The organism is Anaerobacillus alkalidiazotrophicus, assembly GCF_001866055.1.
This window is the reverse complement of sequence record NZ_MLQS01000017.1, coordinates 465,794-485,426: the sequence shown is the minus strand read 5'-3', so window position 1 is coordinate 485,426 and position 19,633 is coordinate 465,794. Positions and strand designations below refer to the sequence as shown.

Sequence of the window (19,633 nt, the reverse complement as noted above, 5' to 3'; positions counted from 1 at the left end):
ACTCCACATTATCACATTATTTTTCAAATGTATTATGTACAAAAATCGAATGAATAATGTGGAGTTATACTTATAGGAATTTCATATTGAAAAGTATTAAATTGAAAATTTATAGTCAAGATCACTTTCAATAAGACTTACAGAAGGTCTACCGATATAATACCCTTGGGCATAATCGACCTTTAACTTTATTAATATTTGTAGCTCTTCAAACCTTTCGACCCCTTCTGCTATAACTTTAGAGTTTGCTTGAGAGGCATATTGAACAAATAGATTGACTAGCTCTTGTTGTGAATGATTTTTATCTATCTTTTGAATAAATGATCGATCCAATTTAATGAAATCCGGCTTTATACACATCATCGTTTTCAAACTATTATACCCTGCACCAACGTCATCAATAGCAATTTTAAAGCCTTGATAACGATAATTAGCTAATACTCTTTCAAATTGAGTATAATCATGTACCGCTTGCTTTTCTGTTATTTCAAAAACAATTTGCCTCGGGTCAAGCCCGTATTTCTCTACGAAAAAAAGTGTTTCTCCGCTTCGGTAATTTGCATCATTTAATACTTTAGGATGAACATTTAAAAAGATAAACTCTTTATTTGTACTTTTGTTTTTCCAACTTAGTTCAACGTATTTCTCAATTGAATGTTGACGTGTTAACTGTTCAAATTGAAATATTTGATCTGTATCCCCTAAAAACCGATAAAAATCTTCGGTCGATGAAAAGTTTCTTGGTTTAATTGGACGATTTAATGCTTCATAACCGATTAATGAACTGTTCACAACACCTACAATAGGTTGAAACAATGTATTAATATTTTTATATTTTAATACTTGTAATATTTCACTATACTTTAATTTTTTTAACTCCATATGCCTAGCTAAACTTCGATTAAATTTCCATCTTTGAAAGAAACTTTTATTTTGGAGTACTTTTATTACCATGTATAATCCCCAATCCTTCATATCGCTACTTCACATGAACTTATTTCTTCAATTTCATATCTCTTTTTAATTTAGCTTAAATTGTTTTGTGAGGTTTAATAATGAATTAGATGTTTGTGTTAACTTTGACCCAATTTCATTCGTTTTTTCCATTTGCTGTATTTGCTCATCACTTGTTGCAAACATTTCCTCAGCACTAGCCAAAGTTTCCTGGGAAACCGAAGCAAAGCTAATGGTTGATTGCTCAATACTTGGTAATATCAACTGTAAGTCTCCTAGTTGTTCTTGTGTACTTAATATTTTATTACTTACCGAATTGATTTCTTCCATAAGATTATCAAAAGAATCCTTTGATTCATTTGCTGCTGATAAGTTTGCCTTTATTTTTGTCAAAACATGATCGAACTCGTTTGTAGCTACGATACTAACTTGTTCCATGGTCCCAATAGATTGAGTGATTTCTTCGGTTGCAATTGTTGATTGTTCTGCTAATTTCCGTACTTCGTTAGCTACTACAGCAAAGCCTCTACCAGATTCGCCAGCTCTAGCAGCTTCAATGGTCGCATTTAGGGCTAATAATTTTGTTTGTTCTGCTATTCCATTGATTAACCCAACTAAATTAGCAATAGAGCTTGAATGATTTTTTACTTGTTGGATTGTTTTTGTCATATGATCAAAATCTTCTTCAAAAGAATGAATGGTTTTTATTAATTGAGTAATATTTTTCTCTCCACATTGAGCAGATGTGTTCATACCAATTGAACTTTTATAAACTAAGTTAATGTTACCCATCATTTCTTCAACTTTTTGCTTTATATCTTTGAAACTATTTACACTACTTTCTGAATTCGCCGCCGTTTGGTCAGCCCCTTCTTTCACAACACTAATAGCTTCAATCAGCTGACGACTATACTCTAGCGCTCCTTCAGAGGATCTCTTCAATTCACTACCAGTATTTTCTAACTTGACTGTCGTATCTGTAATTTCATTTAACATTTGTCGCATTTGCCCAACCATCGCATTATAACTCTTATTTAGAGAAATAATTTCAGGTAATGTTGTTTTAATGGAAATTGCACTACTTAAATTTCCTTCACGAACTTCCCTCATCGTATTTTGTAAAACGTTTAATGGGTTCGTTAATGTTTGTACAAATAATAAAATAATAATAACTGAAATAATTAGGCTAACAATAATCACCATTATTGTAAATTTAGCAATCTCATTTATTGGGTCTATATAAGATTTTGTTGGTACAACGATCAAATACATAGCATCAATTTCCTTTAATTCGTGCGTTGATATTGTATAATCTTCTCCTTCAATACTTGTATGGAACACTCTTGTTTCATTTTTTTGAATTGTTTCGAATAGAGATGGATAAAGCAAGATATCTATGTCCTGATTTATTTGAAAAGGTGTAATTTCGTTATTATTTATGTAATAAAAGTAAGCTTCAATACCATCCTCATTTAACTGTCCTTGTTGTGAACGGACATTTACTTCTAGTTGTTGCATAAAATAATCCATATCACTTACATATAAAAATTTTAAATTTGTTGCAATGTATGACATCATTTCAGCTTCTCGTTGAAGACGATTTTCAATTGTTTGGATAACTGTTTCTTTTGCTTTTATATAGGATGTTATTCCAACGGCGTTAGTAGCTATAATTAATAAAGTAATAAACAGAAATAACAATCGGTTTCGCAAACTTATCTTTGATAATACAGTATGAAAAGTATTCAAATAATTCTTTTTACTTTCTTTCTTTGAATTTTTTTTACTAAAATATATATATTTCACGAAAAGCAACCCCCTAGTTTCTACACGATATGACAAATATACCAATAATTTGTTAAGGAAATATTAATCAAATGTAAAAGTTATTATTAAAAAATATTAATTCTGTCTATGAGTTGAATATATGATATTGAAAAGCGAACTGGAGTAAGCTAATGGGTCAACAATAAATTAGAAGCAACAGAAAAAGCCTATGACGAATAGGCTTTTCTCCATTAGCGGCGAATTTAAAAACTTTTTAAGGGATATTCATTATCATGATAAGTACATGGATGATTAAGGGATCTTGCGCTTTTCTTTATGTAAGGTAAATTTTGATGGAGCATCATATATCCAACGCCTCTAACTGTTTTTATATACGAGGGTTTACTACGACATGGCTCAATTTTTTCCCTAATTCTGCTTATAAAAACATCAATAACACGTACATCTGCTAAAAATTCTTCCTCGTTTAGTACCGATAGAAGTTGTTCTCGTGATATAGCTGTTCCTTTGTTTTGAGATAAATATAAAATGATTTCGAACTCTTTTCTTGTAAAATCAATGATCTTATCATTTATCCTAATGGTATAATTTGAGGGACAAATTGTAAGTTTTCCAATTATAATTATGTCATGGTTATTAGTACCATTAGAAAATTTCTCCTTGTTTTTTGGCCATGAAATGCTTTGACGTCTCAAAATTGATTTAACTCGCGCCACCAATTCCTTAGATCTAACTGGTTTTCGAATATAATCATCTGCTCCTAGTTCTAATCCAAGTACTAAATCAAATTCTTCGTCTTTCTCCGACATTAGAATCAAGGGTGTCCAATTATCTTTTTGCAGCCGTAACGTCCTACAAAAGTCAAATGCTTGGAATCTGATAAAGTCTAAATCAAGAAGGATTATAGTAGGTTCAAATCTATCTACTATTTCTAGAGCTTCTTCTATATCATTTGTATGAATTAGTCCAAAGCCTGCAGCGTTAAAATCCTCTCTGATTTTTGTTGTGATAATCGGGTCTGGATTTATCTTGAGTATTAGTTGGCTCATCCTTACCTCCAGAAACTAACTTTAACAAAAAGAGTAGGTATAATCCCACTCTCTTTGTCAGCTTATCATTAGTTTAAGTCAAAATATTGACCATTTACTTCGTAAATAATTAACTCAGCAATATTTGTCGCATAATCAGCAATTCTTTCAATATAGCGTGAAATAAAAGCTAACTGAGTTACTTGTTCAATTTCTAATTGATCTGAGATAACAATATTAAAAAGTTGCTTTACAAATCGTGCATACATATCATCAACCTGATCATCAAGGTGGGCAATTTGCTGAGCTTCTAAAACATTTCCTGATTCATAGGCTCTTAATGCATTTGTAACCATTCCACTAGCAATGATAGCCATTTCTACTAATATTGTTGTATCAATTTCCATTTCTGTTTTAGGAATTCTTTCTGCGGCTTTACAAATATCAACCGCTAAATCACCTACACGCTCTAGGTCACTAGAGATCTTAAAGGCAACGATAATTTTTCTGAGGTCTGAGGCAACAGGTTGTTGTCTTGCTATTAGTAACGTTGCTTTTTCATTAACAACTAATTCTTGCTGGTTGATTTTCAGATCGTTTTCTTTAATATTCTGAATTTTTTCAAAATCATTATTAACAAAGGCGTCCATTGCATGATGAAAAGCTTGATCAACCTGTTCACCCAATTTGACAATACTTTCTTTTAAACCACTTAACCCTGAATGAAACGTTTCTCTAGTGTGCATGAACTTTTCTCGCCCCTTAACCGAATCTGCCGGTAATATAGTCTTCTGTTCGTTTGTCTTGCGGATTGGAGAAAATGACATTTGTATCATCGTACTCTACTACTTCGCCATTTAAGAAAAATGCTGTTTTATCTGAAATTCGAGCTGCTTGCTGCATATTGTGAGTAACAATCACGATACTATACTCTTTCTTAAGTTCTTGTACGAGTTCTTCAACTTTTAAAGTCGAGATCGGATCTAGTGCCGATGTTGGTTCATCCATAAGAATCACATCTGGTTCAATGGCTAAGCAACGAGCGATACATAAACGTTGTTGTTGTCCACCCGATAATCCATATGCATTCTCATGAAGTCTGTCTTTCACTTCATCCCAAATTGCTGCTCCTCGTAAACTTTTTTCAACTATTTCTTTTAATAATTTTTTATCTCTAATACCATGAATTTTAGGTCCATACGCTACATTTTCAAAAATTGATTTTGGAAATGGATTTGGTTTTTGAAACACCATTCCAACGCGAGTACGAAGCTCTTCTACTTTGTATGACTTTTCAAATATATTTCGCTCTCGGTATAAAATTTCACCTGTAATGCGAACAATCGGAACTAGCTCTACCATTCTATTTAATGTCTTAATATATGTTGATTTTCCACAACCAGAAGGTCCTATAATAGCTGTAACTTCATTTTCATAAATTGGAAGATCAATATTTTTCAAGGCATGATCTTTTCCATACCAAAGGTTTAGACTTTTCGTGTTATAGACAATTTTTTTCTTATCTGCGAGAACTGCATTTGATGCTATATTACGATGTGCTTCATTTACTTCCTTAACCATATCCTTTACAGTTAAAGTTGCCATCTAACATTCCCCCATATATTAAATTTAAAATCTGTTTTGAAATTTGTTTCTAATGACAATGGCAATTGAATTCATAACAAACAACACAATTAGTAAAACAAGAATAGTTGCAGCAGCGAGATTTGCATATTCATCAACTAACACAGAATCTATAGTCCAATAGTAAATTTGCATTGGCATTACTGTAAATCGATCAAATATTCCACTTGGAATAGGAATTAACAATGCAGGTATCCCAATAACAACTAGTGGTGCCGTTTCTCCTATTGCTCTCGATAATGCCAAAATAACACCTGTTAAAATTCCTGGTATAGCTGCTGGAAGTATGACATTTTTAATAGTTTGCCATTTTGTTGCCCCCATTCCGTAAGAAGCTTCTCTCAAAAATTGTGGGACAGAGCGTATGGCTTCTTGACTAGCAACCACTACAATTGGTAAAACGAGAAGAGACATCGTTAGCCCACCTGCTAAAACAATTGAACCTAGGCCAAATAGACGTACGAAAACTGTTAATCCTAATAAACCAAAAACAATAGATGGAACTCCAGCCAAATTCGTTATATTTGTTTGAATAAACGAATGTAACTTCCCTTTCTTCGCATATTCTTCTAAATAAATGGCTGTTCCTACCCCTAGAAACATTGTTACCGGTCCAACAATAACCATTAGCCATAATGTCCCAACAATAGCACCCTGAATTCCTGCCCGTTCAGGTCTTGTCGATAATTTATTCATTAAAAACTCGAAATTAAGCCAACCGATACTATCTACATAAACTCGAGAAAGTAAGATGACAAGAATAACTAAACCAAATAATGTAGATAGTAAAAATAGATTTTTTACAAGCTGATTTATAAAAAGTCTCGTATTCATCCTCTTTTGAACGACATTGAGATCAATATATTTCATTTTTAGTAAACCTCCCTATATTTTCGGGAAATATATCTTGCTAGTAAATTCATTAATAATGTAAATACAAATAATGTCATCGCAACAGCGTATAAACTATAATAAGCAGTTGTCCCGGCTGCAGCATCTCCACTTGTTACTTCAACAATATAAGCTGTCATTGTTTGCATTGATTGAGTAATATCAAATGTAAAGTTTTTTGAGCTACCACTTGCAATTGTTACAATCATTGTTTCTCCTATCGCTCTTGAAATACCTAATACAAAGGAAGCGATAATTCCTGAAATTGCAGCAGGGATAACAACACGTATCGTCACTTCAAATTTCGTTGCACCTAAAGCCATAGCACCTTCTCTCATCGAATTAGGAACTGAATTCATGGCATCTTCAGAAAGTGATGCTACTAATGGAATAATCATAATTCCCATAACAATACCTGGACTCAATGCATTTGTGGCTTGTAAGGCTGGGATAAATTCTCTTAATATTGGTGTTACGAATGTAAAAGCAAAGAATCCATAAACTATTGTTGGTATTCCAGCTAGAACTTCAATGATTGGTTTTAATATTTTTCTTGTATTTTCTGTTGCGTACTCACTTAAAAAAACGGCTGTTGTTAAACCTATTGGAATAGCAACAAACATGGCAATAACAGATGTCAGTAACGTCCCCATCACTAATGGTAAGATACTGAATTTAGGCTCAACAGGACTTAATGGTCTTAATTCTGTACTGGTGAAAAATTGTATAAAAGATACTTCTTTAAAAAATAATACTGTTTCAAAAACTAATGTCATTACAATTCCTACAGTAGTCAAGATAGAAATAAGTGCTGTAAGAAAAAGAACAACAGGAACAATTTTTTCTATGATAGTTGTAGCACTAGTTAACTGTTTCTTTTTATAAATTAAATCTTTGACGCTCTCTATCTTCGCCATGATGAACTGCCCCTTCCCTTACTCATTCTCTTTAAGTTAAAAACTATAAAACATGAAAATAGTATGAAGACGAGGTGTACTTGCGTACAGCCCATCTTCAAACTATGATCTATCATTTAATTGATTGATTTTACAAACTCTAAACTTTCTTTTAATTCCTCTTCAGGAAGAGGAGCAAATCCAGTCTCCCCTGCAAATTTACCAGCACCTTCTCCAAATACGTACTCAGCGAATGCTTTAACTTGTGCCTTTTCCTTAGCTGAGTCAATACTTAAGTTTGTAAATACTGGACGAGTAAATGGACCATACTCACCGTCTTCTGCTATTGTGTCTAATGAAGGACCTACAGGACCATTTCCAAAATCTACTTTAACAGCAGTAATTTTATCTGAGTTATTTGCATAGTAACCATATCCAAAAAATGCAATTCCATTTTTGTCTTCAGAAACTAAATTTACTAATGTAGAATATTCTTGTTGTAAGTTAATTCCATTTACTAAATCTTGCTTTTGAAGTAGTACTTCAACGAAAAATTCATACGTTCCATGGTTCTCGTTTGGACCATAAAAGTTAATTTTTTCAGCTGGCCATTCCGGTCGAATATCTGACCATAAAACTTCATCATTATCTTTAATCGCTCCAGTTACGAACATTGTTGTAATTTCTTCTTCAGTCATCTCAGTTGCCCAATCGTTTTCAGGGTTAATAACTAATGTCATACCATCAAGAGCAATTTTAAATTCTTTTGAATCAATATTATTTGCTGATAATTCAGCAATTTCTTCTTCTTTAATTTCTCGTGAAGCATTCGAAAAGTCTGTTTCACCAACTACATATTTTTTCATTCCTGCACTTGTACCAGCTCGGCTAACTTCAACACTAATATTTGGTTGTACTTCTATCATAAACTCTTCAGCAATACGAGCCATTAATGGATATACAGTACCTGATCCATCGATAACTACTGAGCCTGAAAGCTCTTCTTCTTTTTGTTCTTCTTTATTTTCATCTTGATTTACTTCTGTTTGATTAGTAGACTCCTCATTTTTCTCACTTGCTGTGTCGTTGTTGCCACATGCTGCAACCATTACCATGAATGTTACTAAAGCTAATAATAAAAAAATCTTTTTGAAATTCACTACTAATTTCCTCCCTATGTTTAGCTTCATAATTTGATAGAGTTTGTTTTTTCTCTATCACAATTGCTAGTATAGTAGCGGAATGTTAAGAGGGGATAAATTAGATGTAAATGATTTGTAATGGAATGTAAATGATTTGTAAATTTGCTTTTCCTTTTGTATTTCATGAGGAAAATAAGCAGAAGAAAAGCGCAAGCGCCTTGGTCACGAGCAGCTGCTCCTGTGCCACTCCGTTTGCTCAAGAGCAAAGCTGCATGAAGCTAATCAACGAAGAATTTCAAGAGGTAATTGAAGTTAGTTGCTTGACTGATGTGACCGAGCTCGTAGGCTGCTTGCGCTAGACAGTTTCCAAGTTAGAAATTTATAAATTCTGATTATGTGAAAAAAACCTCGTAAAACGAGGTTTTTCGTTAAAGTTGTATGGTTAAACCCTTCTTTGCTAAAAAAACTTCTCCTTTAAAAATTGACTGCGCTTCTACTAATAGTTGCTGATGCTCACCAAAGTGAGGTAGATGAGTGAGAATAAGTTTTTTTGCCATTGCCTCCTTAGCAATTGACGCAGCATCAATACTATTCATATGACCGTATGGTTCTCCATTTTGATCGGCATAGAAGCTTGTTTCACAAATAAATATATGAGCATCTTTTGTAAAGGAAATGAATTCTTCCTTGTAACTGCTATCAGCCGAATATACGATTGATTTTCCTCCAACTTCAAAACGCATCGCAAAACATTTTGCTTTATGATTAGTCTCTAAATATGAAACTCGAAAAGGACCAATCTTAGATTCTGCTTTTTCATTATAAATAAATGATAGTACATGGGGTGGCTTTGCTAACTTTTGAAACTCTTTTTGATCATAAGGATGTCCATAAATTGAAAGTGGTTGATTTGTCCTATTTAACTGCTGATCAACTAGACGACTATACTGAAGCGGGCCAATATCGGCTATATGATCATGGTGATAATGAGAAAGGATGACTGCATCTAGATCAGCTAATGAACAGTAGTGTTGTAGTTGAGATAGGGCTCCACTACCACAATCGACAAGTAATTTAAACCCATCCTGCTCTAATAAATAACAAGAAGTAGCCTCTCCTACTTCTGGAAATGCCCCCCAGTGTCCTACAATGGTTAATTTCATTTTATCCCCCTTTGTTATACATAACGTAAACACTATGTAGCATACCTTTTTTAGATTCATTTAACATTTTAACAAATGGACAATAAAAGCCCTAGCTAATTTAACTAGGACTTTCATTGCAATCATACTGTATAACATCTTTAAACTATTCAATATCATTCCATGTTTTGCCATCAGTACTATTTCTAGTAACATTGTTATCTTTATTTCTTTGACGAAAAACCTGTTTTTCAAAATCTCCCGGAATTACCCCGAACTCAGTATCTGTAACATCTTGAATGATCGCTGGGTTGTCTGTTTCCTTCATAATCGATCTTAACTGTTTTTTAAGTAGGTTTTTATAATTCTTCTTCATAAACAGATTCCCTCCTCAATTCCTTTTTTATATAGTCACTTTTTTTTATTATTCTTATACACTTTTGCAAAAAAAGAATATTAGTGGAGAAGTAGCAAACGATAATCAATAGACAGCTAGCTCAAAGGAGAAATTGATTATGCATAAAATCGAGGTCAATAATTTAACAAAAATCTTCGGTCATAATCCTAAAGAAGGAATAAAACGTTTAAAGGAAGGCCAAAGTAAGGAAAAAATTTTAAATGAAACTGGACTTACAGTCGGTGTTAACCAAGCAAGTTTTAAAATTAACGAAGGGGAGTTCTTCGTTATTATGGGATTATCAGGGAGTGGAAAATCAACATTAATTCGCCTAATAAACCGCTTAATTGAACCTACTTCAGGAGAAATTCTAATAGATGGTGAAAACATTACCACTATGAATAAACAAGACTTAATGAATACAAGAAGAAAAAAACTTGGAATGGTTTTTCAAAAATTTGCACTTTTTCCGCATAGAACTGTAGCTACAAATGTTGAATACGGGTTAGAAATACAGGATGTTCCTAAAAGTGAACGAGTTAATAAAGCCTTAAAATCAATAGAAGATGTTGGACTTAAAGGATACGAAAACAGTTACCCTGATGAACTAAGTGGTGGTATGCAACAGCGGGTTGGACTAGCTAGAGCATTAGCAAATGATACGGACATTTTACTAATGGATGAAGCCTTTAGCGCTCTAGACCCTCTGATTAGAAAAGAAATGCAAGACGAATTATTAATGTTACAAAGTAAATTAGGAAAAACTATATTATTTATTACCCATGATTTAGATGAAGCACTTAAATTAGGCGATCGTATCGCCATTATGAAAAATGGTATTATCGTTCAAATTGGAACACCAGAAGAAATATTAGAAAATCCTGCTAATGAATACGTTTCAAATTTTGTAGAAGATGTTGACCGTACAAAAGTACTTGTTGCCTCCAATATAATGAAAAAGCCTGATGTGATTACCACATGGAAAGAAGGAGCAAGAGCTGCCATTAGGAAAATGGAAGAGGCCGGTTTATCAAGCATTTTCGTTGTTGATAAAGAGAAAAATTTAAAAGGGCTTTTAACAATTGACGAAGCCATTAAAGCTTATAAAAGTAATAAATGGGTTGAAGATGTACTCATTCAAGATTTCCATACCACAAAACCAGATACACCTTTAAGTGATTTAATTCAAATTGCAACTGAAACAAAATATCCAATCGCAGTTGTTGAAAATAAAAAATTAATGGGGATAATTGTAAGGGTTTCAATCCTTTCAGGACTTACTCTCGGAAAACAACGAGAGGAGGTGAGTGAATAATGAATTACTTCCATCTACCTTTAGAGGAATGGACAAATCGCTTTGTTAATAATTGGTTAATACCAGTATTAGGTGGCTTCTTTGACTCAATCAGTTCAATCGTTGCTACTTTTATTTCATTAGTTACTGATTTATTGAATTTTTTACCAGCTGAATTAATGGCGCTACTATTAATTATCTTAGCTTGGCGTTTTGCTGGGGTTGGGGTAGCTATTTTCACATTAATAGGTTCCCTTTACTTAGGGTCAGTAGATTTATGGTATGCTGCAATGCAAACGTTAGCGATTGTCATTGTTGCGACAATTTTTTCTATAGTAATTGGTATACCGATTGGTATTTGGAGCGCAAAATCTCCAGTTGTTAATAGGATAGTTAGACCCATTTTAGACTTTATGCAAACTTTACCAAGTTTCGTTTATTTAATTCCTGCCATTCTCTTATTTGGCTTAGGGGGAGTACCAGCAGTTATCTCAACTTTTGTCTTTGCTACTCCACCTGCGGTAAGAATGACTACCTTAGGGATAAAACAAGTACCTACTGATGTTGTTGAAGCTGCCAGGGCATTTGGTTCAACCTATTGGCAAATGCTAACAAAGGTGCAATTACCAATGGCAATACCGACGATCATGGCGGGGATCAACCAAACTATTATGTTAGCTTTATCTATGGCTGTTATCGCCTCAATGATTGGTGCTCCAGGACTAGGTTCAGTCGTCTTAGCAGGTATATCAAGGGTTAATGTTGGTTTAGGGTTAACTGGTGGACTAGGAATTGTTGTTCTTGCCATCATTTTAGATAGGATTACTCAAGGTATTGGTGAAAAAACTAAGTAATAAAAACTAGGAGGTACAAATAGTGAAACATTTTAAATTACTTGTATTTACGTTTACGATTTTTGCATTAATTATAGGGTGCGGTCCTGCAGATACAGCAGAAGACCCACAAGCAGGTGATCAACCTGCTCAAGACCAATCAATTACATTTGGAATGACTCCTTGGACGAGTACCATTCCACCAACTACGATTGCAATGTTACTTTTAGAGGATATGGGTTATGAAGTAAACCAGATTGAAGCTGATGCTGGTGGTGTCTATACAGGCCTATCACGAGGTGACATTGATGTTTTCATGGATGCTTGGTTACCTGATATGCACGCAAGCTATATGGAGCAATTTGGAGATAACATAGATAGCACTGCTATAAGCTATCCAGACGGTGAGTTAGGGTGGGTTACCCCAACATACGTAGAGGAAATTAACTCAATTGAAGACATTAAAGGAAATGAAGATATTTTTGATGGAGAAATCTATGGTATTGAAGAAGGCGCTGGAATGACTATTACTTCAAGAGAGATGATTGAAGAGTTTGACTTAGATTTACAATATGTTGCATCTAGTGAAGGTGGCATGCTCGCCCAAGTTGCAAGACAAATTGGTGCAGAAAGACCGGTAGTATTCCTTGGATGGAGACCGCATCCAATGTTTGTCGACTATGATTTAAAAGTACTAGAAGGACAAGATGAATTTTTTGCTACATCAGAGGTTCATGTTTTAACGAATAATGATTTCAAAGATCGTATTCCTGAAGCATACGAATTTTTAAGCAACTGGAGTATTGATGTTGGTGATATTGAACAAATGATTGTAGAAATTGATAATGGGCGCTCTGCCGAAGACGTAGCTCGTGAATGGATTGATAATAATCAAGAAAAAGTAGCAGAAATGAAAGGTGAAAGCAAATAAAATCAAAAATAGGGTGTTCAAAAGCATAGCTTTTGAACACCCTATTTTTTTCTAACTAAAATGTATAATATAGCTGAACTTCAATCAGTGGGAGTTTTCCTTCATCTCCCACCTAAAATTCTCGATTTTCTTACGTTTTGAGGTGGGGGCCTTAATGCCCCTTAAGAGTGGGATAAAATTCATCCATACAAAACATATAAACACACTACTTTACATTTTAGATGATTAGAAAAAGCCCTAACCAAATGGCTAGGACTTATCGTTTTAGAGTTCTTAAGCTTCTTGAGCTACTGGGTATACACTTACTTGCTTTCTGTCACGTCCTACGCGTTCAAACTTAACTACGCCGTCAACTTTAGCGAATAAAGTGTCATCTCCACCTCTACCTACGTTTACACCAGGGTAAATACGTGTTCCACGTTGACGAACTAAAATAGATCCGCCAGTTACTGTTTGACCGTCAGCACGCTTTGTACCAAGACGCTTCGAGATTGAGTCACGACCGTTCTTTGTACTACCTACCCCTTTTTTCGATGCGAAAAATTGAAGGTTCATTTTTAACATATGAGTTCACCTCCTAGGTTTCACTAATTTTGATATGTTTACCGTACTGTTCACTAATTGAAGTGAGTGAAACAACCATTGCTTCCAAAAGAAGCTGAACTTTCTCATAAGTTGACACGTCCAAACCTTTTGGGACAGTGCAGCGGAGAAAGCCACCATCATCATCCATTTCCACTTCTAATTGAACATCACATAATTTATCGATAGCATTTACAGTTCCAAATGAAACGGCTGAAGCCCCAGCACAAACAATATCTTGTCCATATGGCCCGCTATCTGCATGACCACTCATTTCAAAGGAAACAATGTTGTTATCAGTATGTCGAACAACTGTAACAGTAATCATGTCATTTCCTTACGCGTTGATCTTTTCGATAACAACTTTAGTGTAAGGTTGACGATGACCTTGCTTACGACGATAGTTTTTCTTAGCTTTGTATTTATAAACTAAGATTTTCTTAGCGCGACCTACTTTTTCAACTTTAGCAGTAACAGTTGCTCCTTCTACGAATGGAGCTCCTACTTTCACAGAGTCACCACCAACCATTAATACGTTGTCAAAGCTTACTGTTGCACCAACTTCAGCATCTAACTTCTCAATGTAGATCTCTTGACCTTCTTGAACTTTAATTTGCTTACCACCAGTTTCAATAATTGCGTACATTAACGTGCACCTCCTTATTATACTCAGACTCGCCATCGAGGGTGATTTACACGAGTAAATTCTTTAAAACCCTTTTATGAGCGGTTATAGCTCTTTGGAGGTTATCCAAATAACTAACAAAAAATATAATACCATTTTTAGTAGTTAGAGTCAACGATGTTTCCAATCGAGATTTTAATAACAGCTTGTGAAGAAAAACAAAAGACACTTCTACAACCTTTGTTCGACTTCCTCGATACTACCTATGAATCGGATCTCAAAGTCGTTTGGAGCGAGCTTTTCGTTTTCTTTAATAAATAGTTGATAATGAAGAACGGTTTGTAGTCGGATTAGATTTTTGTCTTTAGGACCTTTAAGAATCGGAACAACATTCGCTGGGACTTCCACGAGTAACGCTTCATTATCCATACCTTTATATTCCCATAATGCTCTCTCTACTTTATGTGCAACAGCTTCGTCCGAAAATACTTTCCCTTTACCAAAACAAGCCGGGCAAATAGTCGAAACACTATCCTGTAGATTTTGACGGGCTTTCTTACGGGTCATTTCTAATAATCCTAGTCCAGTAAATCCTACTACATTTGTTTTGGTACGATCATTTTTTAAAGTTTGATTAAACGCATTTAAAACAGTTTGTTTATCTTTATCGCTTTTCATATCAATGAAGTCTATAATAATAATACCGCCAATATCTCGAAGTCGTAACTGTCTTGCAATTTCTTTAGCAGCATCAATGTTTGTTTTTACGATCGTTTCTTGTAAATCTAACTTTCCAGTATATTTACCGGTATTTACATCAAAAACAGTTAGAGCTTCGGTTTGATCAATGACTAAATACGCACCACTTTTCAACCAAACTTGTCTTCGCAAAGCTTTTTCAAGCTCTGATTCAATATGATAAAATGAAAATATGTTTTCCCTTTGTTGATAGAAGCGAAGTTTTTCTAAAAGGTTTGGATAAGGCTGAAACATATTTTTAATTAGTAGATATTCGTCCATTGAATCGATAACTATTTCGTCTAGATCATCAAAGTCAAAGTCCCTCATCACTTTTTCTAAAATTGATTTATCTTCGTAAATTAAACTAGGTGGTTTTAAGTTTTTTCCGTCTTTCCATACGTCTTCCCAAAGCTTCCGTAGAAAAAATAAATCTTGAGCAACATTCTCTTCTGTTAAATTTTCAGAAGCTGTACGTATAATCATACCTTCTTTGCCAACACAAAGTTCTTCCCCAATTTTACGCCATTTCTCACGTACATCTTCAGTTTGCATCCGTTTCGATACACCAACATAACCTCCATTTGGCATATACACAATGTATTTACCAGGAAAAGAAACAACTTCAGTCAGTCTTGGTCCTTTTTTACCGAATCCCTCTTTTGTCACTTGTACTAATAGCTCTTGCCCCACTGTTACAAATTGTGAGATTGATTTTTCTTTTTTCACTTCATCTTTTTCTTCTAGTTGTTGAAAACTCAAAAGCTCGTCTCTATATAAAAAGCCATTCTTGTCTAATCCAATATCCACAAATGCTGCTTGCATTCCTGGAAGTACATTTACTACTTTACCTTTGTACACATTACCTACAATTTTATTAATTTGAGGACGCTCGATTAAGATTTCTACTACTTTTTTATTTTCGAGAATCGCTAGTCTTCTTTCATTTGTTAACATATTAAAAATAAATGATTTCAATGGTATCCCTCTTTAACGTCTAGTAAGGTGAAAAAACCAGCCTTTATACGGCTGGTTACTACTTAAGTATAGCATCTTTTAATTACAAACACCAAAAATTATGGTGGTAAAATTCGACCAATAGGTACTGATGCCTTATTTTGTTCAAAGAAAGCTTGTAAAATTATTTTTTCTGAAATAACTCTCATTGGTTCATAAGATTGGTTTTTGACGATAACTTTGTGCTTAACACCACGTTGAAACCTTTTTATGACATCTTGTACAGTTGATTTATCAGGAACTACAATCGGTATCGTTTGAATAAAAGGGTTTTGTTTCTGATTATGTCTTTCCATTAAAAAGCGCATATAAGCATAACTTCTTTGTTTCCATTCAGAATAGTGACTAAACAAAAGAAATAGTAAAACTACCCACAGATTTAAATGAAACGGAAAAAAATAAAGACTAATGACTGTAAACAAAAATAATAAAAACAACGAGATTTTCAAAGTTGTAGTAATGCTTTGAAGAAATGGAAGTCTTTTGGAAAAGAGTAAATACATTAATTTACCACCATCAAGTGGCCAAATAGGTAGTAAGTTGAATAATAATATCATTAAGTTGTGAGTTAAAAACAACTTGTGGTCGGTACTAGTCCAAAAATCAAACGGAAGGAGAAAAAAAGATATGGAAATTAACCATATGTGTTGTAATGGACCAGCTATAATTACAATAAATTCTTCTTTTAAAGGACGATTACCATATTCTTCAACCTCAGCTACTCCACCAAAAGGCAGAAGTTCAATTTTTCGAATTCTCCACTTAAAGTAATGAGCCGCCACACTATGACCCATTTCATGAATAAAAACAATGCTAAAAACCATGATAACTTCTCTAAAATAACCTGTAATAATACCAATACCGATTACGAACCAAAAAAGTGGATTAATTTTAATTTTTTTAACTAAGGAACCCATATTAGTCAAATGAAATCACATCAATTGGATCAATGAAGGTTTCTCCTTCTTTTAACGCAAAGTAGTAAAAACCATTATTGTCTTTTAGAGATACTGTTCCAATCTTACTACCTGGCTCTACATGATCGTATAAGTTTACCTCTACATGATCAAGCATTCCATACCATGATTCACCTCCATCATAGTGAGCTATAATAATCGTTTTACCCAATGTTTCTTCTTCTGCTACAAACCTTACCATACCACTTTTAACAGCTTCAACATTAGAATTCGAGGTCGTCTCAACTATGACCCCTTTCCCATCTTGCTCAAACCCTTGTGCCACTCTCCCAACAGCTGGCACAGCATATGCAACTTGTAATTCGTCACTCTCGAAATCATTTAATGCCACATTCGTTGTTGTTGGAAGTAGAGCTAAAGGTTTACCAAATTGATTTTCATACCAATCAGCCACAACAGTAAATTGAAATTCTTCTTCAAAAGAGGTTTTTACAAATTGTCTAGCTCCTTCGAATTGAGGAGATTGAGTTTTAAATAATATTCCGACAACTAAAAATAAACAAATAGCAACAAGCACTTGTAAGACAAAAATCTCTTTTCGAAAAAACTTCTCTTCTGGTTGTCCCTTCTCATCGGAATCACCAGCAAAGTAGAATTCAGAATCATCTCTTGACTCACTATGACTAGGATAATACTGAGGTTGTGAGCGTTCTTTCCTACCAATCGAACTATTAATCTTTTTCCTTCTAGCTTCAATTTCTCGACGAAGTTTGTCTACCCTATTCGCCATCTACCCTCATCCCCTTTTATATATAAAATGTAGAATGTAAAATGGATGTGTGGTAGATCTTTATTTAAAAGATCATTCATTTTACATTTTACATTCTACGATTATTACTTATAGATATGACTTGTCCCGAGAGGTTATGCTATATTCTTTTATGGAAGAACTCACTTTATATAACAAAAAAGCTAGCAAGTATTTCCCTGCTAACTTTCACGTGTTTACTATTAGATATTTATAATTCAACGAGTCTCACTTCCCTAAAAAGAAGCAAATGCCTAATAAAGCTGAACTTCAATCAGTGGGGGTTTTCCTTCATCCCCCACTGATGAAAGTTATTCTATATCGGACCTTTAGGGGCAGTTTATCCCCCACCTAAACTTCTCGATTTTCTTAAGTTTTGAGGTGGGGGTCTTACTTGCCCCTTAAGAGTGGGATAAATTTACGCTCGCATTCCAAAAAACTTTTTCACTTTTGAAAACATACCTTTATTTTCATCTAGAGACAGTAAAGGCACAGATTCGCCTAAGATACGTCTAGCAATATTTCGATAGGCAAGTGAAGCTCGACTGTTTGGTTGAAAAGCAATTGGCTCACCTTTATTTGACGCTTTTATAACATCATCGTCATCAGCAACAATTCCTAAAAGTCCTATAGCTAAAATTGATACAATTTCATCAACATCAAGCATATCTCCATTTTTCATCATATGACTACGAATCCGATTAACAACTAATTTCGGCGGTTCTATGTCAATTTGCTCAAGAAGTCCAATTATCCGATCTGCGTCACGAACAGCAGACGTTTCAGGTGTCGTAACTACTATTGCTTTATCAGCACCTGCAACAGCATTTTTAAAGCCTTGTTCAATTCCTGCTGGACAGTCAATAATTACGTAATCGTAATCTTCTTTTAACTCGTTAATCATCAATTTCATTTGCTCTGGATTTACAGCTGCTTTATCCTTTGTTTGAGCGGCGGGCAAAAGCATTAAACATTCAAATCGCTTGTCTTTTATTAAGGCTTGATGAAGACGACAACGTTCCTCAACAACATCAACGATATCATAGATAATTCGATTTTCTAACCCCATAACAACATCAAGGTTACGAAGACCGATATCTGTATCCACTAAGCAAACTCTTTTACCTGAAAGCGCAAGGGCAGTACCAATATTTGCAGATGTAGTTGTCTTTCCAACTCCACCTTTTCCAGAAGTTATTACAATCGCCTCTCCCATGCGAAATTCCCCTTTCTAATTCGAATGTAACATAAACAATGTAACATGTAGATAGATTTTGATAGTTTTACTACTAAAGCTTTCTATCACAATTTTTTACACACTTTACATCTACCTAAACATTTGTTATTTTAGGACGTATTTTCCCCAAGTGTTGAACGCGCTCAATAGCCATATTGCTATCGTTACCTATGTAGGCGCATTCCATATCATGTGTCTCATTCTCTTCATAATCTGGTGAACGGCTTACAATTTCTGCTATTCTCAATTGTGACGGCTCCATTCTTGAAGCGGAAATAACAGCATCTTTATCCCCTTCACTACCTGCATGAGCAATTCCACGTAATACACCTAAAATATAAATATTACCTGTAGCAACTACAGTTCCACCAGGATTAACATCACCGATGAGAAGTAGATCTCCTTTTACTTCTAAAACTTGACCTGAGCGAACTACTTTTACAATCGTCGTCATTTGTGATTCTTTTATTAGATTTTCTGCCTCGTCCTTCGTCATAACATTCGATTCGATTTCATTAATAATTAACTTTTGCTTATCATTAATAATTTTCTTAAGCTCAATTTTCTGTTCTTCTGTTAAATAACGATTTCCAACAGATACCTTAACTTGCACTGCAGGTCCTTCTGAAGATTGAGGATACTTTGAGGAAAGCTTTTCTTCAAGCTCACTAACTAGATCAAAAAACGAACATTCGTCGTCTAAAAATAAAATTAGGCCTTCTTTGGTCCCTCTTATGGTTATATTATTAGTTTTTTGCATGTTCCAAAG

General features: G+C 34.3%; 21 protein-coding genes and 1 other annotated feature. Of the genes, 3 read left to right on the top strand and 18 right to left on the bottom strand.

All coding sequences use genetic code 11. The features are described from left to right. Positions 1–96 precede the first annotated feature (96 nt). The 10 genes from BKP45_RS12545 to BKP45_RS12500 form a co-directional block, all read right to left on the bottom strand. Positions 97–954 (bottom strand): EAL domain-containing protein, encoded by an 858-nt coding sequence (locus BKP45_RS12545; RefSeq protein ID WP_071390005.1) that lies wholly within the window; start codon positions 952–954, stop codon positions 97–99. A gap of 66 nt (positions 955–1,020) precedes the next feature. Next, a complete protein-coding gene (locus tag BKP45_RS12540; RefSeq protein WP_084787884.1) occupies positions 1,021–2,760 on the bottom strand; it encodes a methyl-accepting chemotaxis protein in 1,740 nt (579 codons plus the stop codon). A gap of 224 nt (positions 2,761–2,984) precedes the next feature. Further along, a complete protein-coding gene (locus tag BKP45_RS12535) occupies positions 2,985–3,791 on the bottom strand; it encodes a response regulator transcription factor (RefSeq protein WP_071390004.1) in 807 nt (268 codons plus the stop codon). 68 nt (positions 3,792–3,859) lie between these two features. Continuing rightward, positions 3,860–4,516 (bottom strand): phosphate signaling complex protein PhoU, encoded by a 657-nt coding sequence (phoU, locus tag BKP45_RS12530; RefSeq protein WP_071390003.1) that lies wholly within the window; start codon positions 4,514–4,516, stop codon positions 3,860–3,862. Between the two features lie 16 nt (positions 4,517–4,532). Beyond that, positions 4,533–5,351: a phosphate ABC transporter ATP-binding protein PstB gene (pstB, locus tag BKP45_RS12525; protein WP_071390162.1), complete on the bottom strand. Its 819-nt coding sequence runs from the start codon at positions 5,349–5,351 to the stop codon at positions 4,533–4,535. A gap of 48 nt (positions 5,352–5,399) precedes the next feature. Next, positions 5,400–6,284 (bottom strand): phosphate ABC transporter permease PstA, encoded by an 885-nt coding sequence (gene pstA, locus BKP45_RS12520; RefSeq protein ID WP_071390002.1) that lies wholly within the window; start codon positions 6,282–6,284, stop codon positions 5,400–5,402. Between the two features lie 2 nt (positions 6,285–6,286). Further along, complete coding sequence (pstC, locus tag BKP45_RS12515; protein ID WP_071390001.1) at positions 6,287–7,222, bottom strand: phosphate ABC transporter permease subunit PstC; 936 nt, start codon at positions 7,220–7,222, stop codon at positions 6,287–6,289. 116 nt (positions 7,223–7,338) lie between these two features. Continuing rightward, positions 7,339–8,361, bottom strand: a complete 1,023-nt coding sequence (locus BKP45_RS12510) for a PstS family phosphate ABC transporter substrate-binding protein (protein WP_245747460.1) — start codon at positions 8,359–8,361, stop codon at positions 7,339–7,341. A gap of 410 nt (positions 8,362–8,771) precedes the next feature. Further along, positions 8,772–9,506 (bottom strand): MBL fold metallo-hydrolase, encoded by a 735-nt coding sequence (locus tag BKP45_RS12505; protein ID WP_071389999.1) that lies wholly within the window; start codon positions 9,504–9,506, stop codon positions 8,772–8,774. Between the two features lie 145 nt (positions 9,507–9,651). Continuing rightward, complete coding sequence (locus BKP45_RS12500; protein ID WP_071389998.1) at positions 9,652–9,861, bottom strand: hypothetical protein; 210 nt, start codon at positions 9,859–9,861, stop codon at positions 9,652–9,654. Positions 9,862–10,000: 139 nt separating this feature from the next. Here BKP45_RS12500 and BKP45_RS12495 point away from each other — a divergent pair, with 139 nt between their 5' ends. Genes BKP45_RS12495 through BKP45_RS12485 form a run of 3 tightly spaced genes read left to right on the top strand, consistent with a single transcriptional unit; the run spans position 10,001 to position 12,940 of the window. Next, positions 10,001–11,197 (top strand): quaternary amine ABC transporter ATP-binding protein, encoded by a 1,197-nt coding sequence (locus tag BKP45_RS12495; RefSeq protein ID WP_071389997.1) that lies wholly within the window; start codon positions 10,001–10,003, stop codon positions 11,195–11,197. Beyond that, entirely contained in the window at positions 11,197–12,030 is an 834-nt protein-coding gene (locus BKP45_RS12490; protein ID WP_071389996.1) for an ABC transporter permease, read from the top strand. Before BKP45_RS12495 ends, BKP45_RS12490 begins: the two co-directional genes overlap by 1 nt. A 22-nt stretch (positions 12,031–12,052) precedes the next feature. Further along, the gene (locus tag BKP45_RS12485) at positions 12,053–12,940 is read left to right on the top strand and encodes a glycine betaine ABC transporter substrate-binding protein (protein ID WP_071389995.1); all 888 of its coding nucleotides are present in this window, start codon (positions 12,053–12,055) and stop codon (positions 12,938–12,940) included. Positions 12,941–13,213: 273 nt separating this feature from the next. Here the strand turns inward: BKP45_RS12485 and rpmA are convergent, their stop codons facing one another. From rpmA to minC, 8 genes are all read right to left on the bottom strand, one after another. Then, the gene (gene rpmA / locus BKP45_RS12480) at positions 13,214–13,504 is read right to left on the bottom strand and encodes a 50S ribosomal protein L27 (RefSeq protein ID WP_071311126.1); all 291 of its coding nucleotides are present in this window, start codon (positions 13,502–13,504) and stop codon (positions 13,214–13,216) included. A 13-nt stretch (positions 13,505–13,517) separates the two neighbouring features. Beyond that, positions 13,518–13,850 (bottom strand): ribosomal-processing cysteine protease Prp, encoded by a 333-nt coding sequence (locus tag BKP45_RS12475; RefSeq protein ID WP_071311127.1) that lies wholly within the window; start codon positions 13,848–13,850, stop codon positions 13,518–13,520. Between the two features lie 9 nt (positions 13,851–13,859). Further along, positions 13,860–14,168: a 50S ribosomal protein L21 gene (gene rplU, locus BKP45_RS12470; protein ID WP_071311128.1), complete on the bottom strand. Its 309-nt coding sequence runs from the start codon at positions 14,166–14,168 to the stop codon at positions 13,860–13,862. A 15-nt stretch (positions 14,169–14,183) separates the two neighbouring features. Next, positions 14,184–14,264: a sequence feature (ribosomal protein L21 leader region), on the bottom strand. 114 nt (positions 14,265–14,378) lie between these two features. Beyond that, complete coding sequence (locus BKP45_RS12465) at positions 14,379–15,863, bottom strand: Rne/Rng family ribonuclease (RefSeq protein WP_071389994.1); 1,485 nt, start codon at positions 15,861–15,863, stop codon at positions 14,379–14,381. Positions 15,864–15,961: 98 nt separating this feature from the next. Then, a complete protein-coding gene (locus tag BKP45_RS12460; RefSeq protein WP_071390161.1) occupies positions 15,962–16,819 on the bottom strand; it encodes a M50 family metallopeptidase in 858 nt (285 codons plus the stop codon). 1 nt (position 16,820) lies between these two features. Next, entirely contained in the window at positions 16,821–17,609 is a 789-nt protein-coding gene (locus BKP45_RS12455) for a M23 family metallopeptidase (RefSeq protein WP_071389993.1), read from the bottom strand. 436 nt (positions 17,610–18,045) lie between these two features. After that, complete coding sequence (gene minD / locus BKP45_RS12450) at positions 18,046–18,843, bottom strand: septum site-determining protein MinD (protein WP_071389992.1); 798 nt, start codon at positions 18,841–18,843, stop codon at positions 18,046–18,048. Between the two features lie 115 nt (positions 18,844–18,958). Continuing rightward, positions 18,959–19,624, bottom strand: coding sequence for a septum site-determining protein MinC (gene minC, locus BKP45_RS12445; protein WP_071389991.1), 666 nt, complete (start codon positions 19,622–19,624; stop codon positions 18,959–18,961). Positions 19,625–19,633 lie beyond the last annotated feature (9 nt).